This window comes from Streptomyces sp. NPDC048191 (assembly GCF_040652655.1).
Classification (GTDB): domain Bacteria; phylum Actinomycetota; class Actinomycetes; order Streptomycetales; family Streptomycetaceae; genus Streptomyces.
Genome location: NZ_JBEZMO010000015.1, coordinates 161,452 through 184,810 on the forward strand (window position 1 = coordinate 161,452; position 23,359 = coordinate 184,810).

The 23,359-nt window shown below is 72.4% G+C and carries 20 protein-coding genes; 12 read left to right on the forward strand and 8 right to left on the reverse strand.

All coding sequences use genetic code 11. The features are described from left to right. Positions 1-14: 14 nt before the first annotated feature. From AB0D93_RS24410 to AB0D93_RS24420, 3 genes are all read left to right on the forward strand, one after another. On the forward strand, positions 15-1,073 hold the full coding sequence (locus tag AB0D93_RS24410) for a hypothetical protein (RefSeq protein WP_362122658.1): 1,059 nt from the start codon (positions 15-17) through the stop codon (positions 1,071-1,073). Between the two features lie 234 nt (positions 1,074-1,307). Continuing rightward, positions 1,308-2,564: an aminotransferase class I/II-fold pyridoxal phosphate-dependent enzyme gene (locus AB0D93_RS24415; protein ID WP_362122661.1), complete on the forward strand. Its 1,257-nt coding sequence runs from the start codon at positions 1,308-1,310 to the stop codon at positions 2,562-2,564. After that, the gene (locus AB0D93_RS24420) at positions 2,447-3,721 is read left to right on the forward strand and encodes an MBL fold metallo-hydrolase (RefSeq protein ID WP_362122664.1); all 1,275 of its coding nucleotides are present in this window, start codon (positions 2,447-2,449) and stop codon (positions 3,719-3,721) included. The genes AB0D93_RS24415 and AB0D93_RS24420 overlap by 118 nt, the downstream gene beginning before the upstream one ends. 83 nt (positions 3,722-3,804) lie before the next feature. Here AB0D93_RS24420 and AB0D93_RS24425 read toward each other — a convergent pair whose 3' ends face one another. Further along, positions 3,805-4,431, reverse strand: coding sequence for a VTT domain-containing protein (locus tag AB0D93_RS24425; RefSeq protein WP_362122667.1), 627 nt, complete (start codon positions 4,429-4,431; stop codon positions 3,805-3,807). A gap of 14 nt (positions 4,432-4,445) precedes the next feature. Then, positions 4,446-5,219, reverse strand: a complete 774-nt coding sequence (locus AB0D93_RS24430; RefSeq protein ID WP_362122827.1) for an MBL fold metallo-hydrolase — start codon at positions 5,217-5,219, stop codon at positions 4,446-4,448. An 85-nt stretch (positions 5,220-5,304) separates the two neighbouring features. Here AB0D93_RS24430 and AB0D93_RS24435 point away from each other — a divergent pair, with 85 nt between their 5' ends. From AB0D93_RS24435 to dnaK, 4 genes are all read left to right on the forward strand, one after another. Then, entirely contained in the window at positions 5,305-5,736 is a 432-nt protein-coding gene (locus AB0D93_RS24435) for a hypothetical protein (RefSeq protein ID WP_362122670.1), read from the forward strand. 175 nt (positions 5,737-5,911) lie between these two features. Further along, the gene (locus AB0D93_RS24440) at positions 5,912-8,131 is read left to right on the forward strand and encodes a phage holin family protein (RefSeq protein ID WP_362122673.1); all 2,220 of its coding nucleotides are present in this window, start codon (positions 5,912-5,914) and stop codon (positions 8,129-8,131) included. A 154-nt stretch (positions 8,132-8,285) separates the two neighbouring features. After that, the gene (locus AB0D93_RS24445) at positions 8,286-8,711 is read left to right on the forward strand and encodes an OsmC family protein (RefSeq protein ID WP_362122676.1); all 426 of its coding nucleotides are present in this window, start codon (positions 8,286-8,288) and stop codon (positions 8,709-8,711) included. 134 nt (positions 8,712-8,845) lie between these two features. Beyond that, a complete protein-coding gene (gene dnaK / locus AB0D93_RS24450; protein WP_362122679.1) occupies positions 8,846-10,723 on the forward strand; it encodes a molecular chaperone DnaK in 1,878 nt (625 codons plus the stop codon). Between the two features lie 40 nt (positions 10,724-10,763). On the opposite strand, the gene narJ is transcribed toward dnaK, so the two are convergent. The 5 genes from narJ to AB0D93_RS24475 form a co-directional block, all read right to left on the reverse strand. Further along, positions 10,764-11,243 (reverse strand): nitrate reductase molybdenum cofactor assembly chaperone, encoded by a 480-nt coding sequence (gene narJ, locus AB0D93_RS24455; RefSeq protein ID WP_362122681.1) that lies wholly within the window; start codon positions 11,241-11,243, stop codon positions 10,764-10,766. Continuing rightward, positions 11,243-11,452 carry a hypothetical protein gene (locus tag AB0D93_RS24460; RefSeq protein ID WP_362122684.1) on the reverse strand — a complete coding sequence of 70 codons (210 nt, stop codon included), beginning with the start codon at positions 11,450-11,452 and terminating at the stop codon, positions 11,243-11,245. Before AB0D93_RS24460 ends, narJ begins: the two co-directional genes overlap by 1 nt. 106 nt (positions 11,453-11,558) lie before the next feature. Continuing rightward, entirely contained in the window at positions 11,559-12,368 is an 810-nt protein-coding gene (locus AB0D93_RS24465; protein ID WP_362122687.1) for an SAM-dependent methyltransferase, read from the reverse strand. Between the two features lie 136 nt (positions 12,369-12,504). Beyond that, positions 12,505-13,368, reverse strand: coding sequence for a helix-turn-helix transcriptional regulator (locus tag AB0D93_RS24470; RefSeq protein WP_362122690.1), 864 nt, complete (start codon positions 13,366-13,368; stop codon positions 12,505-12,507). A gap of 97 nt (positions 13,369-13,465) precedes the next feature. Further along, entirely contained in the window at positions 13,466-14,299 is an 834-nt protein-coding gene (locus tag AB0D93_RS24475; protein WP_362122693.1) for a helix-turn-helix transcriptional regulator, read from the reverse strand. 100 nt (positions 14,300-14,399) lie between these two features. On the opposite strand from AB0D93_RS24475, the gene AB0D93_RS24480 reads away from it, so the two are divergent. The 3 genes from AB0D93_RS24480 (at position 14,400) to AB0D93_RS24490 (ending at position 16,655) form a co-directional block, all read left to right on the forward strand. Next, complete coding sequence (locus AB0D93_RS24480) at positions 14,400-15,455, forward strand: ADP-ribosylglycohydrolase family protein (RefSeq protein ID WP_362122830.1); 1,056 nt, start codon at positions 14,400-14,402, stop codon at positions 15,453-15,455. A 136-nt stretch (positions 15,456-15,591) separates the two neighbouring features. Continuing rightward, entirely contained in the window at positions 15,592-15,900 is a 309-nt protein-coding gene (locus tag AB0D93_RS24485) for a 4a-hydroxytetrahydrobiopterin dehydratase (protein WP_362122696.1), read from the forward strand. Between the two features lie 5 nt (positions 15,901-15,905). After that, positions 15,906-16,655 carry a class I SAM-dependent methyltransferase gene (locus AB0D93_RS24490; RefSeq protein WP_362122699.1) on the forward strand — a complete coding sequence of 250 codons (750 nt, stop codon included), beginning with the start codon at positions 15,906-15,908 and terminating at the stop codon, positions 16,653-16,655. Between the two features lie 186 nt (positions 16,656-16,841). On the opposite strand, the gene AB0D93_RS24495 is transcribed toward AB0D93_RS24490, so the two are convergent. Further along, the gene (locus AB0D93_RS24495; protein ID WP_362122702.1) at positions 16,842-19,760 is read right to left on the reverse strand and encodes a glycoside hydrolase family 48 protein; all 2,919 of its coding nucleotides are present in this window, start codon (positions 19,758-19,760) and stop codon (positions 16,842-16,844) included. A gap of 259 nt (positions 19,761-20,019) precedes the next feature. Between AB0D93_RS24495 and AB0D93_RS24500 the strand changes: the two genes are divergently transcribed. Beyond that, positions 20,020-21,495 carry a cellulase family glycosylhydrolase gene (locus AB0D93_RS24500; protein ID WP_362122705.1) on the forward strand — a complete coding sequence of 492 codons (1,476 nt, stop codon included), beginning with the start codon at positions 20,020-20,022 and terminating at the stop codon, positions 21,493-21,495. 31 nt (positions 21,496-21,526) lie between these two features. After that, positions 21,527-23,260 carry a glycoside hydrolase family 6 protein gene (locus AB0D93_RS24505; protein WP_362122708.1) on the forward strand — a complete coding sequence of 578 codons (1,734 nt, stop codon included), beginning with the start codon at positions 21,527-21,529 and terminating at the stop codon, positions 23,258-23,260. Positions 23,261-23,359: the final 99 nt, after the last annotated feature.

Consider the following 23,359-nt stretch of genomic DNA (forward strand, 5'->3'; position numbering starts at 1 on the left):
GAGGAGCCCGTCCCATGCGCCGCACCGCCCGTGCCCTGTCCGTCGCCTTCGTCGCCGGTGCCGCGCTCGCCCTGTCCGGGCCCGCCGCGACCGCCGCCGAACCAGGCCCCGGAGCCGGCTATCCGCCGGGTGGCACGGGCCTCACCGGTGGTCCGGGCACCGGGTATGCGACGGGCATGGGGGCTCCTGGTGACGTGCCGGGCACGGTGTACCCGTCCGGCGGCGCACTTCGTGGTGAGGTTCCGGGCACCGGGTATCCGGCGGGTGCGGGGGCTGGCGGTGATGTCCCGGCCGCTGTGTATCCGCCGGGCGGCACGGGCCTCAGCGGTGGTCCGGGCACCGGGTATGCGACGGGCACCGGGGCCCCTGGTGAGGTCCCGGGCACGCTGTACCCGTCCGGCGGCGCAGCGCGTGGCGATGTTCCGGGCACCGGGTATCCGGCGGGTACCGCGGCTCGTGGCGATGTCCCGGGCACGGTGTATCCCTCCGGTACCGCATCGCGTGGCGATGTCCCCGGCACCGGCTACCCGACGGGCACCGCACCTCACGGTGACGTACCGGGCACGGTGTTTCCGTCCGGCGGTGCATCCCGTGGTGACGTACCGGGCACGGTGTTTCCGTCCGGCGGCGCGGTCCCCAGCGCCGCCCCGAGCCCGTGCGTCACGCCCCAGCAGTGCGGTCAGTCCCACGACAGCACCGCCGCGTGCCGGGCCGGCGAGCCCTGCCCGAGCGGTGCGGCCTGCAAGACGGGGGAGACGTGCCCCGACCGGACCCCGTGCCGCGAGCCCGGTCAGTGCCACGGCGACGACCACGGGAACCCGCAGGCCCACGACCAGCCCCACTCCGACGGGCGCGACTGCGGCGGACCCGGCGACCGGCAGGCCCCCGGACCCGACCGGTGCGGCCCGCCCACCGTGCAGCACGGGGTCGCGGCCGGCGAGGGCGGCGCCTTCACCGAATCGGTCCCGGCCCTCGCCTCCGGCGCCACCCTCATCGCCGCGGCCTGCGGCGGAGCCGGCTACCGGCTGTACGGCCGCCGGCGCGCCGCGGGCGGGCGGCCCCTGGACATGTGAGACGGGGACCTCGCCCGCCCCATGAAGGGCCGCCGGGCGGGTACACACCCTCACGAGAACACCGGAAGGCGGCTCCCGTAGCAAACGGCACCTCAGGCCACGGCGGTCACCGACCGACACACGGGCGACGGCGGTAGCCGACCGGCACGACCGGCAGGGCACGACGGCACAGCCCGCCCCGGCCACCCGGACCGGACCGGCGGCACACGGCACCAGGACCGCGCGGAGGCGGACATGCGGCGGACGGACACCGAGGGCCATGGCCCCGTCCGCTACGGCCCGCCCCTGCCCGCCGACGGCCTCCCTGTACTTCCCGAACTCACCGCCGTACTCGCCGCCGCCGCGAGCCGCACCGGCGCCCAGCCCGTCGGCGGTGCCCCCGCCCTCCTCGAAGCCGCCTGCGGCTACTGGACCCGGCGCGGCCTGCCCACCGTCCCCGACCAGGTGGCCGCCGGCCCCGGCGCCCCCGCGCTGCTGCTCGCCCTCACCGCGGCACTCGCCGGCGACGGCGCGGACATCCTCGTGCCCCGGCCGTGCGCCGCGTGGTGGGTGCCGTACGCCCGGGTGCTGGGCCGGCCCGCGTACCACGTCCCCACCCCCGCCGAGAGCGGCGGCGTGCCCGACCCCTACGCCCTGCTGGAGACCGTCCGCCGGGTCCGTGCCGAGGGCGGCGACCCGCGACTGCTGGTGCTGTCCGTCGCCGACGACCCCACCGCCACCGTCGCCCCGCCCGAGCTGCTGCACGAGACCGTCGAGGCCGCCACCGCCGAAGGCCTGCACCTGGTCAGCGACGAGACGTGGCGCGACACCCTGCACCACCCGCACGGCACCGTGCTGCTCAGTCCTGCGGAGATGTGGTCCGACCGGGTCACCGTCGTCACCGACCTCGCCGGCTCCCTGCTGCCGGCCGGCTGGCCCGCCGCCGTCGCCCGCTTCCCGGACACCGAGACCGGAGAACACCTCCACGCGCGTGTGCTCGACATCCTCACCGCGCTCGGCGCCCGCATCGCCGCACCCGTCGCCGCGGCCGCCGGCTACGCCCTGGACGAACCCCTGCCCGTCACCGAACGGCGCGAGGCCGCCGTCCGGCTGCACGCGCGCGTGGCCGCCGCCGCGCACGCCGCCGTCGTCGCCGCCGGTGCCCTCGCCCGCCCCCCGCAGGCCGGCCGCCACCTGTACGCCGACCTCGGCCCGCTGCGCGAACCCCTCGCGGCCCAAGGCGTCCGCGACGCCCAGGAATTGGAGGAGTTGCTCACCGCCCGGCTCGGCATGCCGGCGCCCGGCGGCCACCGCTTCGGCGACGACCTCGGGGCGCTGCGCGTCCGCCTCGCCACGGGCCCCCTGCTGGGCGGCACGGACGAGGAACGCGGGGAATGCCTCACCTCACCCGCACCGTTGGAACTGCCACACCTGCAACGCGCGTTGAACTCCTTGACGTCGGTCCTCGACGACCTCCGCGACGAAGCTCAGCGATGGGAGCCTCCTCGATGACGCAGCAGACGCATGAGCCCGAGACGCACGAGCCCGACACCCACGAGCCCGGACCGGCCACGACGACGACCACGACCACGTCCACGCCCGCGACCACCGCCACGCCCGCGACGCCCGCGACCACCGTGACGACGACCACCCCGCCGACGCGCGGCACCGGCACGCCGGCTCCCCTGGCACCCCCTTTCCCCCCGCTGGCCGAGCCCCGGCCGCTCGGCGAACACCGCGTGTGGCCGCGTACCTTCCACGACCGGCTCACCGCCCCGCTGCCCGGCCTCAAGGCCCTCGCCCGCTTCGCCCGCGAAGGCACCGTGCGCCCCGGCCGCGAAGGCCTCGCCGACCTCCCGAGGCTCCCCTGCGCACCCGCCCCGCTGCCCCGCGTCGACACCCGCACCCTCGCCGTCACCTGGGCCGGACACGCCAGCTGGGTGGTCCGGATCGGCGGCCTGACCGTCCTCACCGACCCCGTCTGGTCCCGCCGCATCCTCGGCACCCCGTCCCGCATCACGCCGGTCGGCGTCCCCTGGGGCTCCCTGCCGTCCGTCGACGCCGTCGTCATCAGCCACAACCACTACGACCACCTCGACGCCCCCACCCTGCGCCGACTCGCGCGGGACACCCCGGTGTTCGTACCGGCCGGCCTCGGCCGCTGGTTCCGCCGCCGCCGCTTCACCCGTGTCACCGAGCTGGACTGGTGGGAGGGCGCCGAACTCGCCGGGGTCCGCTTCGACTTCGTCCCGGCCCACCACTGGTCCAAGCGCACCCTCACCGACACCTGTCACAGCCTCTGGGGCGGCTGGGTCCTCACCGACGCCGACGGACAGCGCCTGTACTTCGCGGGCGACACCGGCTACGGCCACTGGTTCTCCCGTATCGGCCGCCGCTATCCCGGCATCGACCTCGCCCTCATGCCCATCGGCGCCTACGACCCCCGCTGGTGGCTCAGCGACGTCCACTGCGACCCCGAGGAAGCCGTCCAGGCCACCCTCGACGTGGGCGCCCACCGCATGGCCCCCATGCACTGGGGCACCTTCGTCCTCTCGGCCGAGCCGGTTCTGGAACCGCTCACGCGGGTTCGGGCCGCTTGGGAGAAGACGGGACTGGAGCGGAAGGACCTGTGGGATCTGCCGGTCGGCGCTTCCAAGGTGCTCGAGTGAGGTGCCCCTGAAAGGGGCACGGGGAACCGCGCGGGACATCACGAGGGACCCGCGGCCCGAAGCGGACAAGAACCCCGGCGGCGCTATCGCAGAGCCCCCCGAAGGCGTCGCACGACACCCGGCATCGCGCTGATCACAACGGTCAGCGCGACCGCCACCACAACCCCCTCCCACGGTTCGTGGAACAGCGAACCCCCCAGAATGCCGATCACCTGATACGTGGCCGCCCACGCGAGGCAGGCCGGCAGGTTCCCCCGGCTGAACCGCCGGGGCGGCCAGTCGGCCATGAGACAGGCCAGCATCACCGGTATCCGCCCCGCGGGGACGAGCCGGGACAGCACCAGCACCGCCACCCCGTGCTCCGCCAACTTCCCCCGCGCCTGGGCCAGCCGCTCCTCCGGCGCCCGGGCACGTATCGCCTCCAGCCACCGCGACCCGTTCCGCGACCGCATCCCGCGCCGCCCCAGCCAGTACAGCGCCGCATCCCCCAGGAACGCCGCCAGCGACGCCGTCGCGAACACCAGGGCCAGCGCGAACGGCGCCGTCTGATGGAACGCCACCACCGCGGCCGAACTCACCAGCGCCCCGGTCGGCACCACCGGCACCAGCGCCCCGATGAGCACCAGCAGGAACAACGACGGGTACCCGAGCGCCTGCTGCGTCGACTCCGGCGGCACCGTCGACGTGGACGCGGCGGCCAGCACCGCCACCGAGGCGGGCCACCTCACCGTGCGACCTCCAGCCGCACACTCTCCCCGTGACCCAGCTTGTGCACGGCCACCTCCGGCGCCGCGGCGGCCGCCAGCCGTACGAACTCGTCACCCGGGGCGTGGAACTCGTGCGGGCGCACCGCGTCCATCCCGATCGGCCAGTACGTCCCGTAGTGCACCGGCACCGCGGCCCGCGGCGCCAGCCCCGCCAGCGCCCGCGCCGCCCGCCCCGCGTCCAGATGCCCCGCACCGAGGTACGGCCCCCAGCCGCCCACCGGCAGCAACGCCACGTCCACCGGCCCGACCCGCTCGGCCATCGCGTCGAACAGCCCGGTGTCCCCGGCGAAGTAGGTGCGCGCCTCACCCTCCACGACGTAGCCGAGCGCCGGCGAGCGGTGCGGCCCCACCGGCAGCCGCCGCCCGTCGTGCAGCGCCGGCACCACCCGCACCAGCAGCTCACCGACGCGCACCTGGTCCCCGGGCACCACCTCGGTCACCCGTGCCTGCCGCAGACGGCGCAGACCGGGCACCGCCCGTGGTGCGCCCCGGGGCACGAGCAGGCGCGTGCCTGGGGCGAGATCCGCCAGCGACGGCAGATGCAGATGGTCGGCGTGCAGATGGGAGACGAGGACCACGTCGGCGTGACGAGCCTCGGCCGGCGGCAGGGCGCCCCGGCGTCGGCGCAAGTGCGCCAGCCTGCGGGCGAACAGGGGATCGGTGAGCACACGCGTGTTCGTGTCCTGCAGCGTGCAGGTGGCGTGACCCCACCAGGTGATCTCCACCGGCACCTTCTTCGCCTCCTTCACGCGACTCCCCGAAGCCTACGGGCAGGAGTAGGGTCGGCGGCGAAACCCGGAGGTGAGGGGGGACGCCATGGGACAGCTGCGGGGTTCCTTCGACGCGCTCTCGACCGTGCGCGTCACCGCCATCGCGAGCCTGACCCCCCTGGAGGAACTGGAAGCCGACCCCTTCCTCGTCGACTCCCGCAGCCAGCACGCCATGTGCGCCCGCTGGGCCGCCGAACGCGGATACGTCATCGCCCGGGAGCTCCTCGTCGGCGGGCTGCGCTTCGACCACGGCGCGCTGTGGGACGGCGTACGGCCCGGCGTGGACGTCTTCGTCGCACCCAGCCTGCGCGTGCTCCAGCGGGCCGTGTCCCCGGTCGAGGCGTTCACCGCCGAGTGCGCGCGCCGCGGCGTCCGGGTGGAGACCGTCGGGCGGGCCGAGCCGTCGTACGACGCACAGATGAAGGCGCGCGTGCACCGTCGGCTGTCCATGCCGACGGCCGGCTACGACGGCCGCTGACACCCTGCCGGACCGAACCGGACCGGACCGGTCCCGGCCGTGGCCGTCCGGTACGGCCCCGAAGACGCCGTGTCCGGTATGACAAGGTGGATCCCGGCCCGCCGGGCCGGCGAAGCGAGACGGGGTCCTCCCGCCGAAGGGGCGGAGCAGGGCCCGGACGTGAGGTGTGCAGGGCGTGCGCGGGGTGCGGTGGCGACGGGTCGCCAGTCAGATCGGGCGGAGCACCGTCGTATGGGCGGTGTCCACGCTCACCATGCTGGTCCTGGCCGGCCTCCTGCCCGACTTCCAGCTCCAGTCCGCCGACGGCGACAGCGCCACCCGGATAGCCGTCACCGCGGCCTGCGGCGCCGGTGCCTTCGGTGTGCTGTCGGCCGTGGTCTGGCCCCTCCTGGTGCGGCTCCTGCTGCTCGTACCCGCTCTCGTGCTCGGCCTGCTGGTCTTCTTCCTCAACGGCTCCCTGCTGCTGCTCGCCCTGCGCGTCAACCCCTCCGGCCGGGGCGAGGCCGCCCCCGAGACCGCCGTCATCGTGGCCGCGGTGATGTCCGCCGTCGCCTCGGCCACCGGCGCCGCCCTCGCCGTACGCGACGACGAGACCTACCGACGGCGCCTGCACCGCCTCGCCGCCCGCCGCCGCAGAACCGGCCTGCCCTGCCCCAGCACGCCCGGTCTGGTCTTCGTCCAGCTCGACGGCGTCGGCCACGACGTCCTCACGGCCGCGGTCCGCAAGGGTCTGATGCCCACGGTCGCGCGCTGGCTGACGACCGGCGACGGCACACCACCGGCCGGCGACGGCCCGCGGCCGACCCACCGCCTCACTCCGTGGCGCACCGACTGGTCCAGCCAGACCGGGGCCAGCCAGCTCGGCATCCTGCACGGCAGCACCTTCGACGTGCCGGCCTTCCGCTGGTACGAGAAGGACCGCGGGGAGGTGATGGTCTGCAACCGGCCGACGAGCGCCGCCGAACTGCAGCGCCGCGCCGTACGGCACACCGGCGACGGGGGGCTGCTCACCGTGGACGGCGCCAGCCGCGGCAACCTCTTCAGCGGCGGCGCCGGCGAGCAGGCCCTCGTCCTGTCCATCGCGGCCCGCCGCCGGGGCCGCGAGAACCGTTCCCGCGCCGGTTACTTCGCCTACTTCTCCGATCCCGCGAACGCCGTCCGCACCGCCCTGTCCTTCGCCGCCGAGGTGGGCCGCGAGATCGGCCAGTCCACCCGCGCCCGGATCGCCAGGCAGCGCCCCCGGGTGAGCCGGGGCGGGCTCTATCCGCTCGTGCGTGCCTTCGCCACCGTCGTCGAACGGGACGTCGTCGTCGCCGCGGTGATGGGTGACATGCTCGCCGGGCGCACCGCCGTCTACGCCGATCTCGTCGCCTACGACGAGGTCGCCCACCACTCCGGCCCGTGCGGCCGGGACGCCGAGAAGGTCCTGCAGCGCCTCGACCGTGCCCTCGCCCTCCTGCAGCGGGTCGCCGAGCACGCCCCGCGCCCGTACCGCCTCGTCGTCCTCTCCGACCACGGGCAGAGCCCCGGCGAGACCTTCCGTTCCCGCTACGGCCTCACCCTCGGCGACCTGGTCCGGGCCGGGTGCGGGCTGCATGTGCCGCGCCGGGCCGAGGGCACGCACAGCGGTGCCGAGGCCCGGGCCGCCGTCCGGGCCGCGCTGCGCCGTCCCGTGGAGGAGAAAGGCGGTCAGCAGCGCCCTGTGCCCGGCTCCGAGCCGATCGTGCTGGCCTCCGGCAACCTGGGCCTGGTCTCCTTCCCCGACGTGCGCCACCGCATGACGAAGGAGGAGATCGACGCCCGCCACCCCGCTCTGCTCACCACCCTCGCCAACCACCCGGGAATCGGTTTCCTGCTGGTGCGCAGCGAGGAGCACGACGGTGTGGTGCTCGGTGCCCACGGCGCCGAGATCCCGCTCGCCGAACTCGACGAGCGGCCCGGCCCGCTGGCCCGCTTCGGGCCCGGTGCCGCCGACGCGGTCCGCCGTACCCACTCCTTCCCGCACACCGCCGACATCATGGTGAACTCCGCCCTCGACCCCGCGGACGGCGAGGTTCTCGCCTTCGAGGAGCAGATCGGCTCCCACGGCGGCCTCGGCGGCGCCCAGTCCCACCCGTTCCTGCTCTCGCCCCTGGAGTTGTCCGCCCCCGTCGACGACGAGGAGGAACTGGCCGGCGCGGAGCACGTGCACCGGGTGCTGCGCCGCTGGCTGGGCGAGCTGAACGGGCCCCAGGTGCCGCTGACCGCCGACACCGGCACCGAGGCCTCCGGGAGCCAGGTCACCGGCACCGAGTCCTCCGGCGTCGAGTCCTCCGGCGTCGAGGCCTCCGGCGCGGAGGACACCGGCGCGGACGACACCGGCGCGGACGACACCGAGGACGAGCGGGCGGCCTGAAAGCTGGTCGGTCCGGCCCGTGTTCCGATTCCGCGGGGAAGTCACCTTCCGTTCACTGCGCGTGGGCCCGTCTTCAGAGTGCGACGAGCCCGGATGTGATCGGATAGGGCTACGGAAAACCCCCGTAACGGGACCCGACGCGAAAGGAACCAACGTGGCCACCACGCGCACCGCGCACACCGTCTGGGAAGGCAACCTGCTCGAGGGCAACGGCGTCGTCACCTTCGACTCCTCCGGCATCGGCGAGCAGCCGGTCACGTGGGCGTCGCGTTCCCAGGACGCGAACGGCAGGACCAGCCCCGAGGAGCTGATCGCCGGCGCCCACTCCAGCTGCTTCTCCATGGCCCTCTCGCACGCCCTGGCCGGCGCCGGCACCCCGCCCACCCGGCTGGAGACCAAGGCCGACGTGACCTTCCAGCCCGGCGAGGGCATCACCGGCATCCACCTCACCGTGCGTGGCGAGGTGCCGGGCCTGGACGCGGAGGGCTTCGCCTCGGCCGCCGAGGACGCCAAGAAGAACTGCCCGGTCAGCCAGGCTCTGGCCGGTACGACCATCACCCTCACGGCCGAGCTGGCCTGAGGACTCGTACGCCCCCGGTGCCGCGTCCCGTCAGGGGCGCGGCACCGCCGTTCCCGGGAACCCGGCATTGACAGGGTCGCGGGCGCGTCATGTGCTGGGAGTGCGGCAGGCGCCCGGGCGGAAGGGGACGGACCATGACACGCGCGGTCGGGATCGATCTCGGGACGACGAACTCGGTGGTGGCCGTCCTGGAGGGCGGTGAGCCCACCGTCGTCACCAACGCGGAGGGTGCGCGGACCACACCGTCCGTGGTGGCGTTCGCGAAGAACGGGGAGGTGCTGGTCGGAGAGGTCGCCAAACGGCAGGCCGTGACCAACGTGGAGCGCACCGCCCGCTCGGTGAAACGGCACATGGGAAACGCTTCCTGGCGTTTTCCGGAACAGGGCTCCATCGACGGCACCCGGCTGCGCGCGCAGGAGCTGTCCGCGCGCGTGCTGCAGAAACTGAAGCGGGACGCGGAGGCCTACCTCGGCGAGGACGTCACGGACGCGGTGATCACCGTACCGGCGTACTTCGACGACACCCAACGGCAGGCCACCAAGGAGGCCGGCGAGATCGCGGGCCTGAAGGTGCTGAGGATCATCAACGAGCCGACCGCGGCTGCCCTCGCCTACGGCCTCGACCGCGGCGAGGAGCAGACGGTCCTGGTCTTCGACCTCGGCGGCGGCACCTTCGACGTCTCCTTGCTGGAGATCGGCGACGGCGTCATCGAGGTCAAGGCCACCAACGGCGACACCCACCTCGGCGGCGACGACTGGGACGAGCGGATCGTCGAGCACCTGGTGAAGCGGTTCAAGGGGAGTTACGGCATCGACCTGGCCGCCGACAAGATGGCGGTGCAGCGGCTGCGCGAGGCCGCGGAGAAAGCCAAGATCGAGTTGTCGTCGTCCTCGGAGACCTCCATCAACCTGCCGTACATCACCGCCTCCGCCGAGGGCCCGCTGCACCTGGAGGAGAAACTGACCCGGGCCCAGTTCCAGGAGCTGACCGCCGACCTGCTCGACCGCTGCAAGCAGCCCTTCCACCAGGCCGTCCAGGACGCCGGGATCCAGCTGTCCGCGATCGACCACGTCATCCTCGTCGGTGGCTCCACCCGGATGCCCGCCGTCACCGAGCTGGTGCGCGAACTCACCGGCAAGGACCCGCACAAGGGCGTCAACCCCGACGAGGTGGTCGCCGTCGGCGCCGCACTCCAGGCAGGTGTGCTGCGCGGCGACGTCAAGGACGTGCTGCTGCTCGACGTCACCCCGCTGTCCCTGGGCATCGAGACCAAGGGCGGCATCATGACCAAGCTGATCGAGCGCAACACCACGATCCCGACCCGCCGTTCGGAGATCTTCACCACCGCCACCGACAACCAGCCCTCGGTCGGCATCCAGGTCTACCAGGGAGAACGCGAGATCGCCGCGTACAACAAGAAGCTCGGCGTCTTCGACCTCACCGGGCTGCCGCCCGCCCCGCGCGGCGTCCCGCAGATCGAGGTGGCCTTCGACATCGACGCCAACGGGATCATGCACGTCTCCGCCAAGGACCTCGCCACGGGCCGCGAGCAGAAGATGACGGTGACCGGCGGTTCGGCGCTCCCCAAGGACGACATCGACCGCATGATGCGGGAGGCGGAACAGTACGCGGAGGAGGACCGTGAACGCCGCGAGGCCGCCGAGACCCGCAACCAGGCCGAGCAACTCGTCTACCAGACCGAGAAGTTCCTTCGCGACAACCACGACCGCGTTCCCGCCGACACGCGCGGGGAGGTCGAGACGGCCGCCGCGGAGCTGAAGACCCTGCTGGAACAGAACGCCGACACCACCGCCCTGCGTACCGGGGTGGAGAAACTTGCCACCGTCAGCCAGAAGATGGGGCAGGCCATGTATGCGAACGCCTCCTCGTCCTCCGCCGCCGGCGAGGCCACCCAGGAGAGCGAGGCCACGCCCGGCGCGGAGGGCGCGGACGGCGTGGTCGACGCGGAGATCGTGGACGACGAACCCGGCGACAAGGGCGGAGCCGCCTGACCCGACGCCCCACCGTCCGCCGGGGGGCGCACGAGTGCCGTCAGGTGCGTCCGGTCGGCAGGGTGGCGCACACCGCGTCCAGCACGGCCGCGTACGGCGTGCCGTACGCGGTCAGCCGGGTGCGCAACTGCTCCAGTCCCGCGCGGTGTTCGGTCAGCAGGCTGGTGTCGCCGGTCCGCGCGGTGAACTCCAGCACCGCCGGCAGGAAGTCCGGCAGCTCCTCGCCGCATTCGAGACCGTGCCTGCGGTAGAGGTCCTCGAAGCGGGCCAGGGACGTGCCGCGCCGCCGGGTGTCGCCGTCCTGCCACCGGCTCAGGTGGAGGCTGTGCCGGTTCCTCTCGTCGAAGACCCGCGCATAGTGCCCGGCCAGTTCCCGTCGGGGGGTGACGGCGGCGTGGTCGGTGAACGTCCGCAGCTGCGGGGCGGCTTCGCGCAGCAGCGGCAGCCGGGCGAAGAGGTCGTCGTCCGGGTAGGTCAGACAGAGCGCCGCCGCCTGGTACAGCACCGCGTCCGAGGGCATCAGGCCTCCTCGGCGTCGGCCGGGTCGTCGGGGCACTGCCGTCGCCGGGCCCCGCGGTACGTCTCCGGAGGCAGGCCGCACCGGCAGGAAGCGGTTGCGTTCACCCGGTGGGTGGAGCGCACGAGCTTGTCATGGCTCCAGCGGTCCTGGCACCGGGTGGCCGGCCGGGCCGCGCCCGCCTCCGTCAGCGGAGTCTGCGTGTCGGTCACGTGCGCGCTCCCTAGGCTCACCCCTTACTGCCGAACCTAGAGGCGGGGGAGGGAGCGCACCCGTCCACAGACCCGTACGGGTCATCGGGGCCGCCGGCCCCGGGGCTCACCGTTTGACCGCCACCCCCGCGTACACCGGCACGACCCCCTCCGCCTGCGCCGCCACGTCCACCGGCTCCGGGCGCCAGCCGTACACCGGGATGACGCCGGGGCCGAGCAGCTCCAGGCCGTCGAAGAAGCGGGAGAACTCGGGCAGCGTGCGGGGGTGGAACGGCGTGCCGCTCCTCCGGAACAGCTCAGCGGCCCTGGCCACGCCTTCGGGGCTGAGATCCTGGGTGACCTGGGAGAGGATCAGGAAGCTGCCGGGGGCGAGCTCGTCGACGTACCGCTCGACCAGCCCGTACACGTCGTCCTCCTGGTCACCGAGGTAGTGGGTGAGGGCCACCAGGGACAGCGCGACCGGGCTGCCGAAGTCCAGGGACTCGCCGGCGAGCCGCAGGATCGTCTCCGGGTCCCGGACGTCGGCGTGGATGTAGTCGGTGCTGCCCTCGGCGGAGCCGTGCAGCAGTGCCTCGGCGTGCCGCAGCACGATCGGGTCGTTGTCCGCGTACACCACCCTGGCGTCCCGGGCCACGTCCTGGGCCACCTGGTGCAGGTTGGGCTCGGTCGGGATACCGGTTCCGACGTCCAGGAACTGCCGCACCCCGGCCTCGGCCGCGGTGCGTACGGCCCGGTGCATGAACCGGCGGTTGGCGCGCGCCCCGCGCACCACGGTGCCGTCCGCGGCGAGGATGTCGCGCGCCAGTTCCTCGTCCACCGGGTAGTTGTCCTTGCCGCCCAGCCACCAGTCGTAGACCCGGGCGGGGTGCGGACGGCTGGTGTCGATCGGCGCGGGCACGGCATCGGGCGCGGTCATACGGCTGTTCCCCCAGGGGTCGGTCCGGACGGGACGTCAGGGTCGTGGACGGACGGGTGTCACAGGGCGGACGGGTCACTGGTCGTGCGGTCACTGGTCGTGCGGTCATAGGGAGTTGCGGTCCCAGGTAGTGCGGTCACAGGGACTTGCGGAGCTCCCGGAGCAGGGTCCGTGTGCGCTGGGCGGAGGCGGCCCGGGCGGTCATGTGGTCCAGCACCTCCAGATGGGCGGCGACCTCGTGGCGGGAGTCCAGGTAGAGGGCGCCGGTCAGATACTCGGTGAACACCATGTCCGGCAGTTCCGGCTCGGCGAACCGGAACAGGGTGAACGGCGCGTACGTCCCCGGATGCGGGCCCGCCGCGAACTCGGCGACCTGCAGCGTGACCCGGTCCCGGTCGGCGTACTCCAGCAGCCGGTCCAGCTGATCGCGCATCACCTCGCCGCGCACGCTCACCGGGCGCCGCAGCACCGTCTCGTCCATGATCACCCACAGGTGGGGCGGATCGTCCCGCTCCAGCAGCCGCTGGCGTTCCATGCGCAGCGACACATGTCGCTCCACGCTCTCCGGCGAGGTCTGCCCGATCGTCCCGGCCTCCAGCACCGCCCGCGCGTAGTCCTCGGTCTGCAGCAGGCCGGGGACGAAGTGCGGCTCGTAGGAGCGGATGATCCGGGCGGCGCCCTCCAGGCTGACGTACAGGCTGAACCAGTCCGGGAGCACGTCGTGGAAGCGCTGCCACCAGCCGGGCTGGTTCGCCTCCTCGGCCAGCCGCACGAACGCGGCCGACTCCTCCTCGGCCACCCCGTAGGTGTCGAGCAGCACCTGCACGTACGGGATCTTCAGCGCGACCTCGGCCATCTCCATCCGCCGTACGGTCGCCGAGGCCACCCTGAGGACCCGGGCCGCCTCCTCCCGGCTGAGGCCCGATGCCTCGCGCAGCTCCTGCAACCGTTTACCGAGCACCACCTGGCCCACGGTGGGCGCAGCCCGCCGCTCACTCACGCCACGCCTCCCCTACGCGCCGAAGTACGCGGGCAGTCTGCCATGTGATCCCCCTTCGCACACGGGTCCGAGGGGAACCGGAACGGCGGGGCGGCGCTCAACCGGTCAGTGTGTGCAGGTACTTGGCGGTCGCCGGGTCCGCCGGCAGGAACGTCTCGATGGCCAGCTCGGCCACCGTGACGTCCATCGGCGTGTTGAACGTCGAGATCGACGACACGAAGGAAAGGATCCGGCCGGCGTGCTCGATACGCATCGGCAGCGCGAAGTACGCGACCGTTTCCGCGGTTTCGTCGTCCTGCGCCTCCTCGGGCACCGGGTAGGCGGCCACCTCCTCGTACAGGGCGCGCAGTCGGTCCGAGCGCTGCAGGGCGATCTGCCGGTCCATCTGCGCCAGCAGGTGTCCGCGCCACTCCCGCAGATTGCGGATGCGCGGCGCCAGCCCCTCCGGGTGCAGCGTCAGCCGCATCGCGTTCGGCGCCGGGGTCATCAGCTTCTCCGGCACGCCGTCCAGCAGCATCGCGATGCCCCGGTTCGCGGCGACCACCGTGTAGCAGGCGTCGACCACCAGCGCCGGATAGGGCTCGTAGCCCTGGATGAGGCGTTCCATACCGTCCCGCAACGCGTCCAGCGCCGGGTCGTCCAGCGGGGTCTCCGGATAGTGCGGTGCGTAACCCGCCGCCAGCAGCAGGGAGTTGCGCTCGCGTACCGGCACGTCCAGATGATCGGCGAGGCGGAGCACCATCTCCTCGCTCGGCCGGGAACGTCCGGTCTCGATGAAACTGATGTGCCGGGCCGAGGAGTCGGCGCGCAGCGCCAGTTCCAGCTGGGAGACCCGGCGCCGCTCCCGCCAGGCGCGCAGCAGCGGGCCGACGCCCTTGTCGGCGGCGGGGGCGGTGGCGGACGCGGAGGGACCGGAAGCGACAATGGCCATACGTCCGACCGTAGTCGAGGAGTTGCTTCAGTTGCGCACGAACGAGCCGTGGCAGAAGCCGTGGGGGAACTCGTCCCAGGCCTGTCTTCAGACCGCCGCCGTGTACCGGGCCAGGGTCCGCGGCTGCCTCCTCGGCGGCGCGCTCGGTGACGCCCTCGGCTACCCCGTGGAGTTCTCCTCCCTGGACCGGATCCGTACCACCCACGGTCCGCGCGGCGTAACCGGTTTCACCCCCGGCGCACGCGGAGCGGTCGGCCTGATCAGCGACGACACCCAGATGACGCTGTTCACCGTCGAGGCCCTGATCCAGGCGTGCGCCCAGGTGCGCGAGAAGGGCACCGGCGTCGCCTGGCCCCTGCTGCTGCGCCAGGCCTACGAGCGCTGGCTGGAGACGCAGTCCAAGCCCGGCCCCGAGGAGCCGGCGCCGCCGCGGCCCGGCATGCCGTCCCCGGGCGGGCTGGTCACCGAGGCCTGGCTGTACTCCCGCCGTGCCCCCGGCAACGCCTGCCTGTCCGGCGTCGCCCAGATGTACGCGCCCGACCCCGCACTCCCGCTCGACGGCACACCGGGCGAGGTCAACCCCGACTCCAAGGGCTGCGGCACCGTCATGCGATCGGCCCCCTTCGGCCTGGTGGGCCGCCCCGCCGACGCGGCCTTCGCGATGGCCGCGCGCGGCGCCCAGATCACCCACGGCCATCCCACCGGCTACTACGCGGCCGGCGCCCTCGCCGCGATCGTGTCGCACCTGGTCGCCGGGGACTCCCTGGAAGGCGCGGTCCTGCGCACGCTGCGGCTGCTGGAGCGGCACCGAGGCCACACGGAGACCACGGCCGCCCTGCGCACCGCCCTGGACCTCGCCGCCGACGGGGCACCGACGGCCGAGAAGGTGGAGTCCCTCGGCGCGGGCTGGGTCGCCGAGGAGGCACTCGCCATCGGCGTCTACTGCGCACTCGTCGAGCCGCGCGCCGAACAGGCCCTGCCACTGGCCGTCAACCACTCGGGCGACAGTGACTCCACCGGCTCGATCTGCGGCAACCTGGTGGGCGCGCGGTACGGCGACACCGGCCTGCCGCACGACTGGGTGGCACAACTGGAGGGCCGGGACCGGATCGCCGCGCTCGCCGACGACCTCGCGGCGGAGTGCGCGCGCGGCTGACATGACCGGTCCGGCGGAGGAGTGGGCGGGAGTGTGTGGCTGATGCGACAGGCCTGTCGGTGGAGTGCGCACGCGTCCGGCGTGGCAGGCTGAACGCGTAGCCCGCCTTCCCGCCGCCTCGAAGGGAGAACCGGCCATGGCCGTGGAACCGCTTTCGCAGAAGGAGATCGAGGACCGGCTCGCCGAACTGCCCGGCTGGTCCGTCGACGACGCCGGCCGGCTCACCCGCTCCTACCGGCTCGGTTCGCACGTCGCGGCGGCGGCGCTGGTCATGCACGTCGCCGCCGTCCAGGACGAACTGGACCACCACTCCGACCTCGCCCTCGGCTACAACACCGTTTCCCTCAGCGTCCACACACACAGCGCGGGCGGCGCACTCACCGCCAAGGACTTCGCGCTCGCCCGTAGGGTGGAGGACGTCGCCCCAGGTCACGGCGCACACTGAGGGCCGTGCTCGACTACGACAGGGAAGCCGGCGCCTACGACGCGTCCCGGGGCGGGGAGGCCCGCGCCGCGGCGGCGTCCGCGGCGGTCCTCGGGCTCATCCCCGAGGGGCCGGGCCGTCTCCTCGACGTGGCCTGCGGCACCGGCATCGTCACCCGCCGGCTCTCCGCCGACCGGCCCGCGCTGCGGGTCACGGGCGCGGACCTCGCCGCCGCGATGGTCCGCAGGGCGGCGGCCCGGCTGCCGGGCGCTGTCGTCCGGGCCGACAGCCGCCGTCTGCCCTTCCGCACCGCCACCTTCCACGCGGTCACCAGCATCTGGCTGCTGCACCTGCTGCCGGACGCCGAGGACGTCGGCGCGATCGTCGCCGAGTGCGCCCGCGTGCTGCGCCCCGGCGGGGTGTACGTCACCACGGTCGACAAGGCCGCGGCACACGACGTCGGCAGTGACATCGACGCCGTCCTCGCCTCCCGCCCGCGCCGCCCCGCCCAGGACGCCGCCGCCACCGTCACCGGGCACGCGGCCCGTCAGGGCCTCCGGCCGGCGGGCGCCACCGCGTTCCGCGGCGTCGGCCAGGGCCGCAGCCCGCGTGCGACCATCGCCGACCTGCGCCGCGGCTGGTTCACTCTCCTGCCGCCGGGCGAGCCGCGCACCGAGGACTTCGCCGCGCGCCTGTCCGCACTGCCGGACCAGGACCGACCCCGTGCGGATCCGGTGTTCGCGGTGCGGGCGTTCCGGAAACCGCTGACGAGATGACGACGTCACCTCCGTGTCGCACAGCGCGGCCCGAGGTGAGCGCCACGGCGTGAAATCGCCGCCGTGCGCGTCCCGTTGGGGACGACTGACGACCGGGCGGCCCCCTGTTGCGGGTGGGGTCGCCCGGCCCGTGGCAGACCCCGTCGCCCTGTGACGGGGGTCCTGCACGCGGAGCGTCAGCGGGGACTATTCGAGGAGCTCCGCGTACGAGCCCATGGCCAGGGCGATGTCCGCCTGGGCCCAGAACCGGTGATAGGTGAACGTGGGCGCGGCGCCGCCCTTGAGGTAGGTCTCGATCTTCGACCAGGCCGGGTCGTTCTTGTAGAAGGACCGCAGCGAGGTGAAGGTGGCCGAGGAGTCGATCGCGTCGCCGTTCGGCATGGTGCCGCTCCAGCCGCTCGGCACGTACACACCGTCACCGAACCGGCTGTAGTCGCTGCGGGTCTCGGGGACGGCGACGCCCAGGCCGTCCTGGTAGTTGTCCCACATGCCGTCGAGCAGCGCCTTCGCGGTCGCCTTCGCCGTCGCGTCACCGGACTTGGCGCCGTAGTACGTCAGGGCCTTGGCGTACGCGGCCGCCACCCCGACGTCGTTGGTGTAGTCGGCGACGGTGACGTGAAGTCCGCTGTTGTTCCCGGGACTTGACGGGTTCCAGGTGTCGGGCTGACCTGACCACTGGAGGGTGGACGGGATCCGGTAGGTGCCGTCGGGGTTGACCGTGGTCCTGGACAGCGCCCATTTCACCCACTTGTCGAGCACCGCCTTGGCCGTGGCGTTCCCGGTCTGCTGGTAGTACTCGGCGACCCGCTCCATCGACCACGCCTGGAACCCGAACCACTGGTTGGACGGCGGGTCGTGGTACACCGGTTCCCAGTCGTAGTACATGCCGTAGAAGGTCGGCGTGCCCGCCGGCGGGGTGGCGTAACGGCCCTGCCAGCTGTTGGTCGCGCCGCCCGCGATCGCGCCCTCGGAGGACTGCAGCCACTGGTAGAACTCCAGTTGCCGCTGCAGCGACTTGCCCCAGTCCGCGGCCCCGGTCGCCGACTTGGGCTCCAGGTCCGGGTAGCTGCTCAGCGCGTACGCGGCGAGCGGGTTCTGGTAGCCGCCGTGGACATGGCTGGAGCCGATCCGCCAGGCCCAGCCCGCACTGGAGTCGGTGGCGCCGCCCCAGGCGTAGTACCAGGACAGCAGGTAGTGCGAGGCGTCCTTGCCGGTGCCGGCCGCGCAGGCCGACGCGCCCACACAGTTGCCGATCTTCTTGAAGTACTTGTCGTACATCGCGTACCGCAGGTAGTCGCCCATCTTCGCGGCCTTGGCGACCGTCGCGGAGACATCACCGCCCTTGCCCTGCTGCTTCGCCCACACGTCCGCCCAGTACGCCGCCTGCACCGCTCGGGCGTCCGCGTCCGGGGCGTCGGTGTACTTCCACTGCCTGGCGTAGGAGCTGTCGCCGGTGAACAGGTCCAGGTAACCGTTCTTGCCGCCGTACTTGAAGGCGTCGCAGGTCGGTTGCGGAACCGTTTCCCACACCGATTCCTGCGGGCCGCGCTGGAAGGTGTTCAGATACGACGGACCGCTCGCCGTCGGGCCGCCCTCGCAGGTGCCGCCCGGTGTGTCGCCGTAGCCGTAGACGTTGTCGACGTCCTCGATCCAGTGCATGCCGTAGACGTCGTCCGTGCCGTAGGCACTCTTCAGTTCACCGGCGATCGGATCCGATCCCACGGACACGGAGGTGTCCAGCTTCGCCGGATACTGGTCCGGGGTGTCCTCCTCGGGCGCGTACGTCGCGGGCTTGGAAGCGTTGTAGAAGGAGTTCGCCGGCTGGTCGGCGTGCGTGGGGATCATGTACTTCTCCATCAGGCCCCACGCGCCGTTGAACTTCGACCAGTCGCCGGTGACCTTGCCGTACATCGCCTGCAGCCACAGAAGGTAGCTGTAGGCCTCCGACGTGGTCTCGTGGCCGTAGTCCGGAGCCTCGACGATCAGCGTCTCCACCGAGTGGTAGGGAATGCCCTCGGGGGAGAAGTAACCGTTTGCCGGGTCGGTGATCTTCCCGTACAGGTCCAGGAAACGGGCGTCGTACGCCTTCGCCGCCGCCAGCTCCGTCACGGTGACCGTCGCCTTGGTGTGGCCGGTGGCCGAGGCGGTGAAGGTCGCCGACCCGGTGCCGGAGGAGTCGGCCGTGACGGTCACCGTCTGCGCGGTGTTCCAGGTGGACGGTGTGAAGGTGAGGGAGGAGCCACCGGTGACGGACAGGCCGGTGTTGCCGTCCGTGCGGGCCACGCTCACCGTCACGTTCGCGCTCGGCCTGGTCGACAGCTTCACGTCGAACGTGCCCGACTTACCTTGCTGGACACCCAGTTGGGCGGGCGAGGCCACGACCGCCGGCCCCGAGGCGACCGTGACGCCGACCGGCGTGGACTCGGCGGACGCGCCCAGGCTGTCGTACGCCTTCGCCACCAGCGAATGACTGCCCACGGTCAAACCTGAAGCGGAAAGCGTGTACGGCGCGCTCGTGTCCGTGCCGAGCAGCGTGGTGTCGTCGTAGAACTCCACCTTGCTGATCGTCGCGTCGTCGGCGGCCGCCGCGGTCGCCGCGAGCGGGACGGCGTCCCCCTGCGTGTACACCGCGCCCGCGCTCGGACTGGTCAGCACCGTCACCGGCGGCTGGTGCGCGCCGGCGCAGGCGGTGCCGTTGACGGTGAAGGAGGTGGGTGCGGTGTTGGTGCCGCTGTAGCTGAACTGCGCCCCCGTCGAGACGGCGGCGCCGGCGGCGATGGTGCCGTTGTACGAGGCGTTCTTCACCGTGACCGCCCGGCCGGACTGGGACCAGGTGCCGTTCCAGCCGTTGGTCAGCGTCTGGTTGCCGCTGTAGGCGTAGCCCAGCGTCCAGCCGTCGATGGCGGCCGTACCACGGTTGGTGATCGTGAGGTCGGCGGTGAAACCGGTTCCCCAGTCGTTGGTCTTGTAGTCGACGTTGCACTGCACGGACGCCGCGTGCGCGGCTGTCGTGCCGGTGACGAGCATCGAGAGGGGCAGAGCGAACGCGGCCGCCACCGCGGTCCACAACCGCCGCACGGCTCTGCGTCTGCGTCCGGGATCCATGTGCTGGTTCCTCCTTGCGGCTTGCTGCTCGGGAGAAGTCAAGGCCTGAACCAGTGGGAGCGCTCCCATAGTGGAGACGGCGCTGTGCGCGGTCAAGACGCTCGAAGAGTCGAAAAGATTCGACGGGGGCGGTTGCGGAAAAGTCGGCAACTCCCCTGGGCAACCCCGTCACTTGGCGCTACCTTCCATCGCACCAGTGGGAGCGGTTCCAGTCAGTCGACGCGCCCGTCCCGGCGCGCCCAACTGCAAGGAGTCGCTCATGCGACACCCCCCGCGTTCAGTACTTTTAGCCACCGCCGGTGCGGTCGCGCTCGTGGGCAGCGCGGTCGTCCCGGTGGTGTCGGCCCAGGGAGCCACCCCCGCGTGCACGGTGGACTACTCCGTCACCAACCAGTGGGCGGGCGGTTTCCAGGGGTCGGTGAAAATCAGCAACAACCAGGCCCAGCTCAGTAGTTGGTCGCTCACCTTCGACTTCGCCGACGGCCAGAAGGTCAGCCAGGGCTGGAGCGCCCGGTGGTCGCAGTCCGGCACCACCGTGACCGCCGGAAACGAGAGCTACAACGGTTCCCTCGGCACCGGTGACAGTGTCACCGCCGGCTTCCTCGCCGCCTGGTCCGGCGCGAACACCGCCCCGACATCGTTCAAGCTCAACGGCACGACCTGCAACGAGGACCCGGAGCCGACCACGCCCCCGCCCACCGACCCGCCTCCCACGGGCGGCACGGCACCCGCCCTGCACGTCGCCGGCACGAGGCTCGTGACCGCCGACGGCACCAGCCACCGGCTGCTCGGCGTCAACCGCTCCGGCGGCGAGTTCCGTTGCGTCCAGGGCTACGGCATCTGGGACGGACCCGTCGACGACGCGGCCGTCAAGGCGATCGCCGACTGGAAGGCCAACGCCGTGCGCATCCCGCTCAACGAGGAGTGCTGGCTGGGGCTTTCCGGCATCAAACCCGAGTACGGCGGCGCCAACTACATCAATGCCGTCAAGGACCTGGTGGCCCGCGTCGAGGCGCACGGCATGACCCCGATCCTGGATCTCCACTGGACCTATGGCCAGTACACCGGCAACTCGGCCGGCTGCTCCGACGTGCACGCCACCTGCCAGAAGCCCATGCCCGACATGCGGTACAGCCCGTCGTTCTGGGCCTCGGTGGCGAGCACCTTCAAAGACGACCCGGCGCCGGTGTTCGACCTGTTCAACGAGCCCTATCCGGACCGGGCGACCTCCAGCACGACCGACGCCTGGAAGTGCTGGCGGGACGGCGGGACCTGCCCCGGGATCTCCTACGAGGTCGCCGGGATGCAGGATCTCGTGGACAGCGTGCGCGGCGCCGGGGCGAAGAACGTCATCATGGCCGGCGGCCTGGCGTACTCCAACGACCTCAGCCAGTGGCCGGCCTACCGGCCCACCGACCCGGCCGGCAATCTCACCGCCGCCTACCACGTCTACAACTTCAACGCCTGCTCGACCGAGAGCTGCTGGAACTCCACGCTCGCCCCGGTCGCGGCCGAGGTGCCGCTGATCGCCGGCGAGATCGGCGAGAACACCTGCTCGCACGCTTTCTCCGACCAGGTCATGAAGTGGTTCGACGACCGGGACCTGTCCTACCTGGGCTGGGCCTGGAACACCTGGGACTGCTCCTCCGGGCCGTCCCTGATCTCCGCCTACGACGGCACTGCGACCGCGTACGGCATCGGGCTGCGCGACCATCTGCGCGCCCTGAACCCGTAGCCACCACGGACGATCAAAGGAACCCGCACTCATGAGTCGTACCAGAACATCGCTGCTCGCCGCCCTGACGCTGGTCGCCGGGGCCTTTGGGACGGCGCTCGCCACCACACCGGCCGGCGCGGCGGTCCCGGCCGTCCCGTGCACCGTCGACTACACGGTGCAGAATCAATGGGACACCGGTTTCACCGCCGCCGTCACCGCCACCAACAACGCCGCCGCCAAGTCGGGCTGGGCGGTGAAGTGGAGTTACTCCGGCGACCAGAAGGTCACCAACGGCTGGAACGCGCAGATCAGCCAGAGCGGTGCCGCCGTCACCGCCACCAACGCGAGCTACAACGGCTCCCTCGCGACGGGCGGCTCGTTCAGCTTCGGCTTCAACGCCTCCTACAGCGGCGCCAACGCCCTTCCTGCCACGTTCACCCTCGACGGTGTCACCTGCAACGTCGACGACGGCGGCGGTTCCGGTGGCGGGGGGACGGGCGGCGGCGGCACGGGGGGCGGCGGCACCGGCGGCCGGGCCGACAACCCCTATGCCGGGGCCAAGGTCTACGTGAACCCGGAGTGGTCGGCCAGGGCCGCGGCCGAACCGGGCGGCAGCCGCATCTCCGACCAGCCCACCGCCGTGTGGCTCGACCACATCGCCACGATCAACGGCGTGGCCGGCGGCATGGGCCTGCGCGACCACCTGAACGAGGCACTGAAACAGAAGGGCTCCGGCGACCTGGTCGTCCAACTGGTCATCTACGACCTCCCCGGACGCGACTGCGCCGCCCTCGCCTCCAACGGCGAACTCGGCCCGGACGACCTGGGCACGTACGAGTCCCAGTACATCGACCCGATCGCGTCGATCCTCTCCGACCCGGCCTACGCCTCCCTCAGGATCGCGACCATCATCGAGCCCGACTCGCTGCCCAACCTGGTCACCAACGCCGGCGGCACCAACACCAGTACGGACGCCTGCGCGACCATGAAGAACAACGGAAACTACGAGAAAGGGGTTTCCTACGCCCTGGACAAGCTCGGTGCCATTCCCAACGTCTACAACTACGTGGACGCCGCCCACCACGGCTGGCTCGGCTGGGACACCAACCTCGGCCCCGCCGTGCAGGAGTTCCACAAGGTGGCCACGACGAACGGCGCGAGCGTGGCCGACGTGACCGGGTTCATCGTCAACACCGCCAACTACAGCCCCACCACGGAGCCCTACCTCAAGGTCTCCGACACCGTGAACGGCACCACCGTGCGCCAGTCGAAGTGGCTGGACTGGAACCAGTACGTGGACGAGCAGTCGTACGCCCTCGCGCTGCGGGACAAGCTCGTCGCGGCCGGGTTCGACCCCGGCATCGGGATGCTGGTCGACACCTCCCGCAACGGCTGGGGCGGCACCGCACGGCCCACCGGCCCCGGCCCGCTCACCTCCGTGGACGACTACGTCAACGGCAGCCGCACCGACCGGCGCATCCACGTCGGCAACTGGTGCAACCAGAGCGGCGCCGGCCTCGGCGAACGGCCGACCGCGGCCCCGGCCGCCGGAATCGACGCCTATGTGTGGGCCAAGCCGCCGGGCGAGTCCGACGGTTCCAGCACCGCCGTCGCCAACGACGAGGGCAAGGGCTTCGACCGGATGTGCGACCCGACGTACACGGGCAACGCCCGCAACGGGAACAACCTGACCGGCGCGCTGGCCGGCGCGCCGCTGTCCGGGCACTGGTTCTCCGCGCAGTTCCAGCAGCTGATGCGGAACGCCTACCCGCCGCTGTCGTAACCGCTGTCGTAACGGACCGACCGCCGCCGGGGCCCCGACCTCTGCCCGCCGAGGCCCCGGCGGAACCCCCGTCGCGACCGGCGAGTGCGCCCCGTCGGG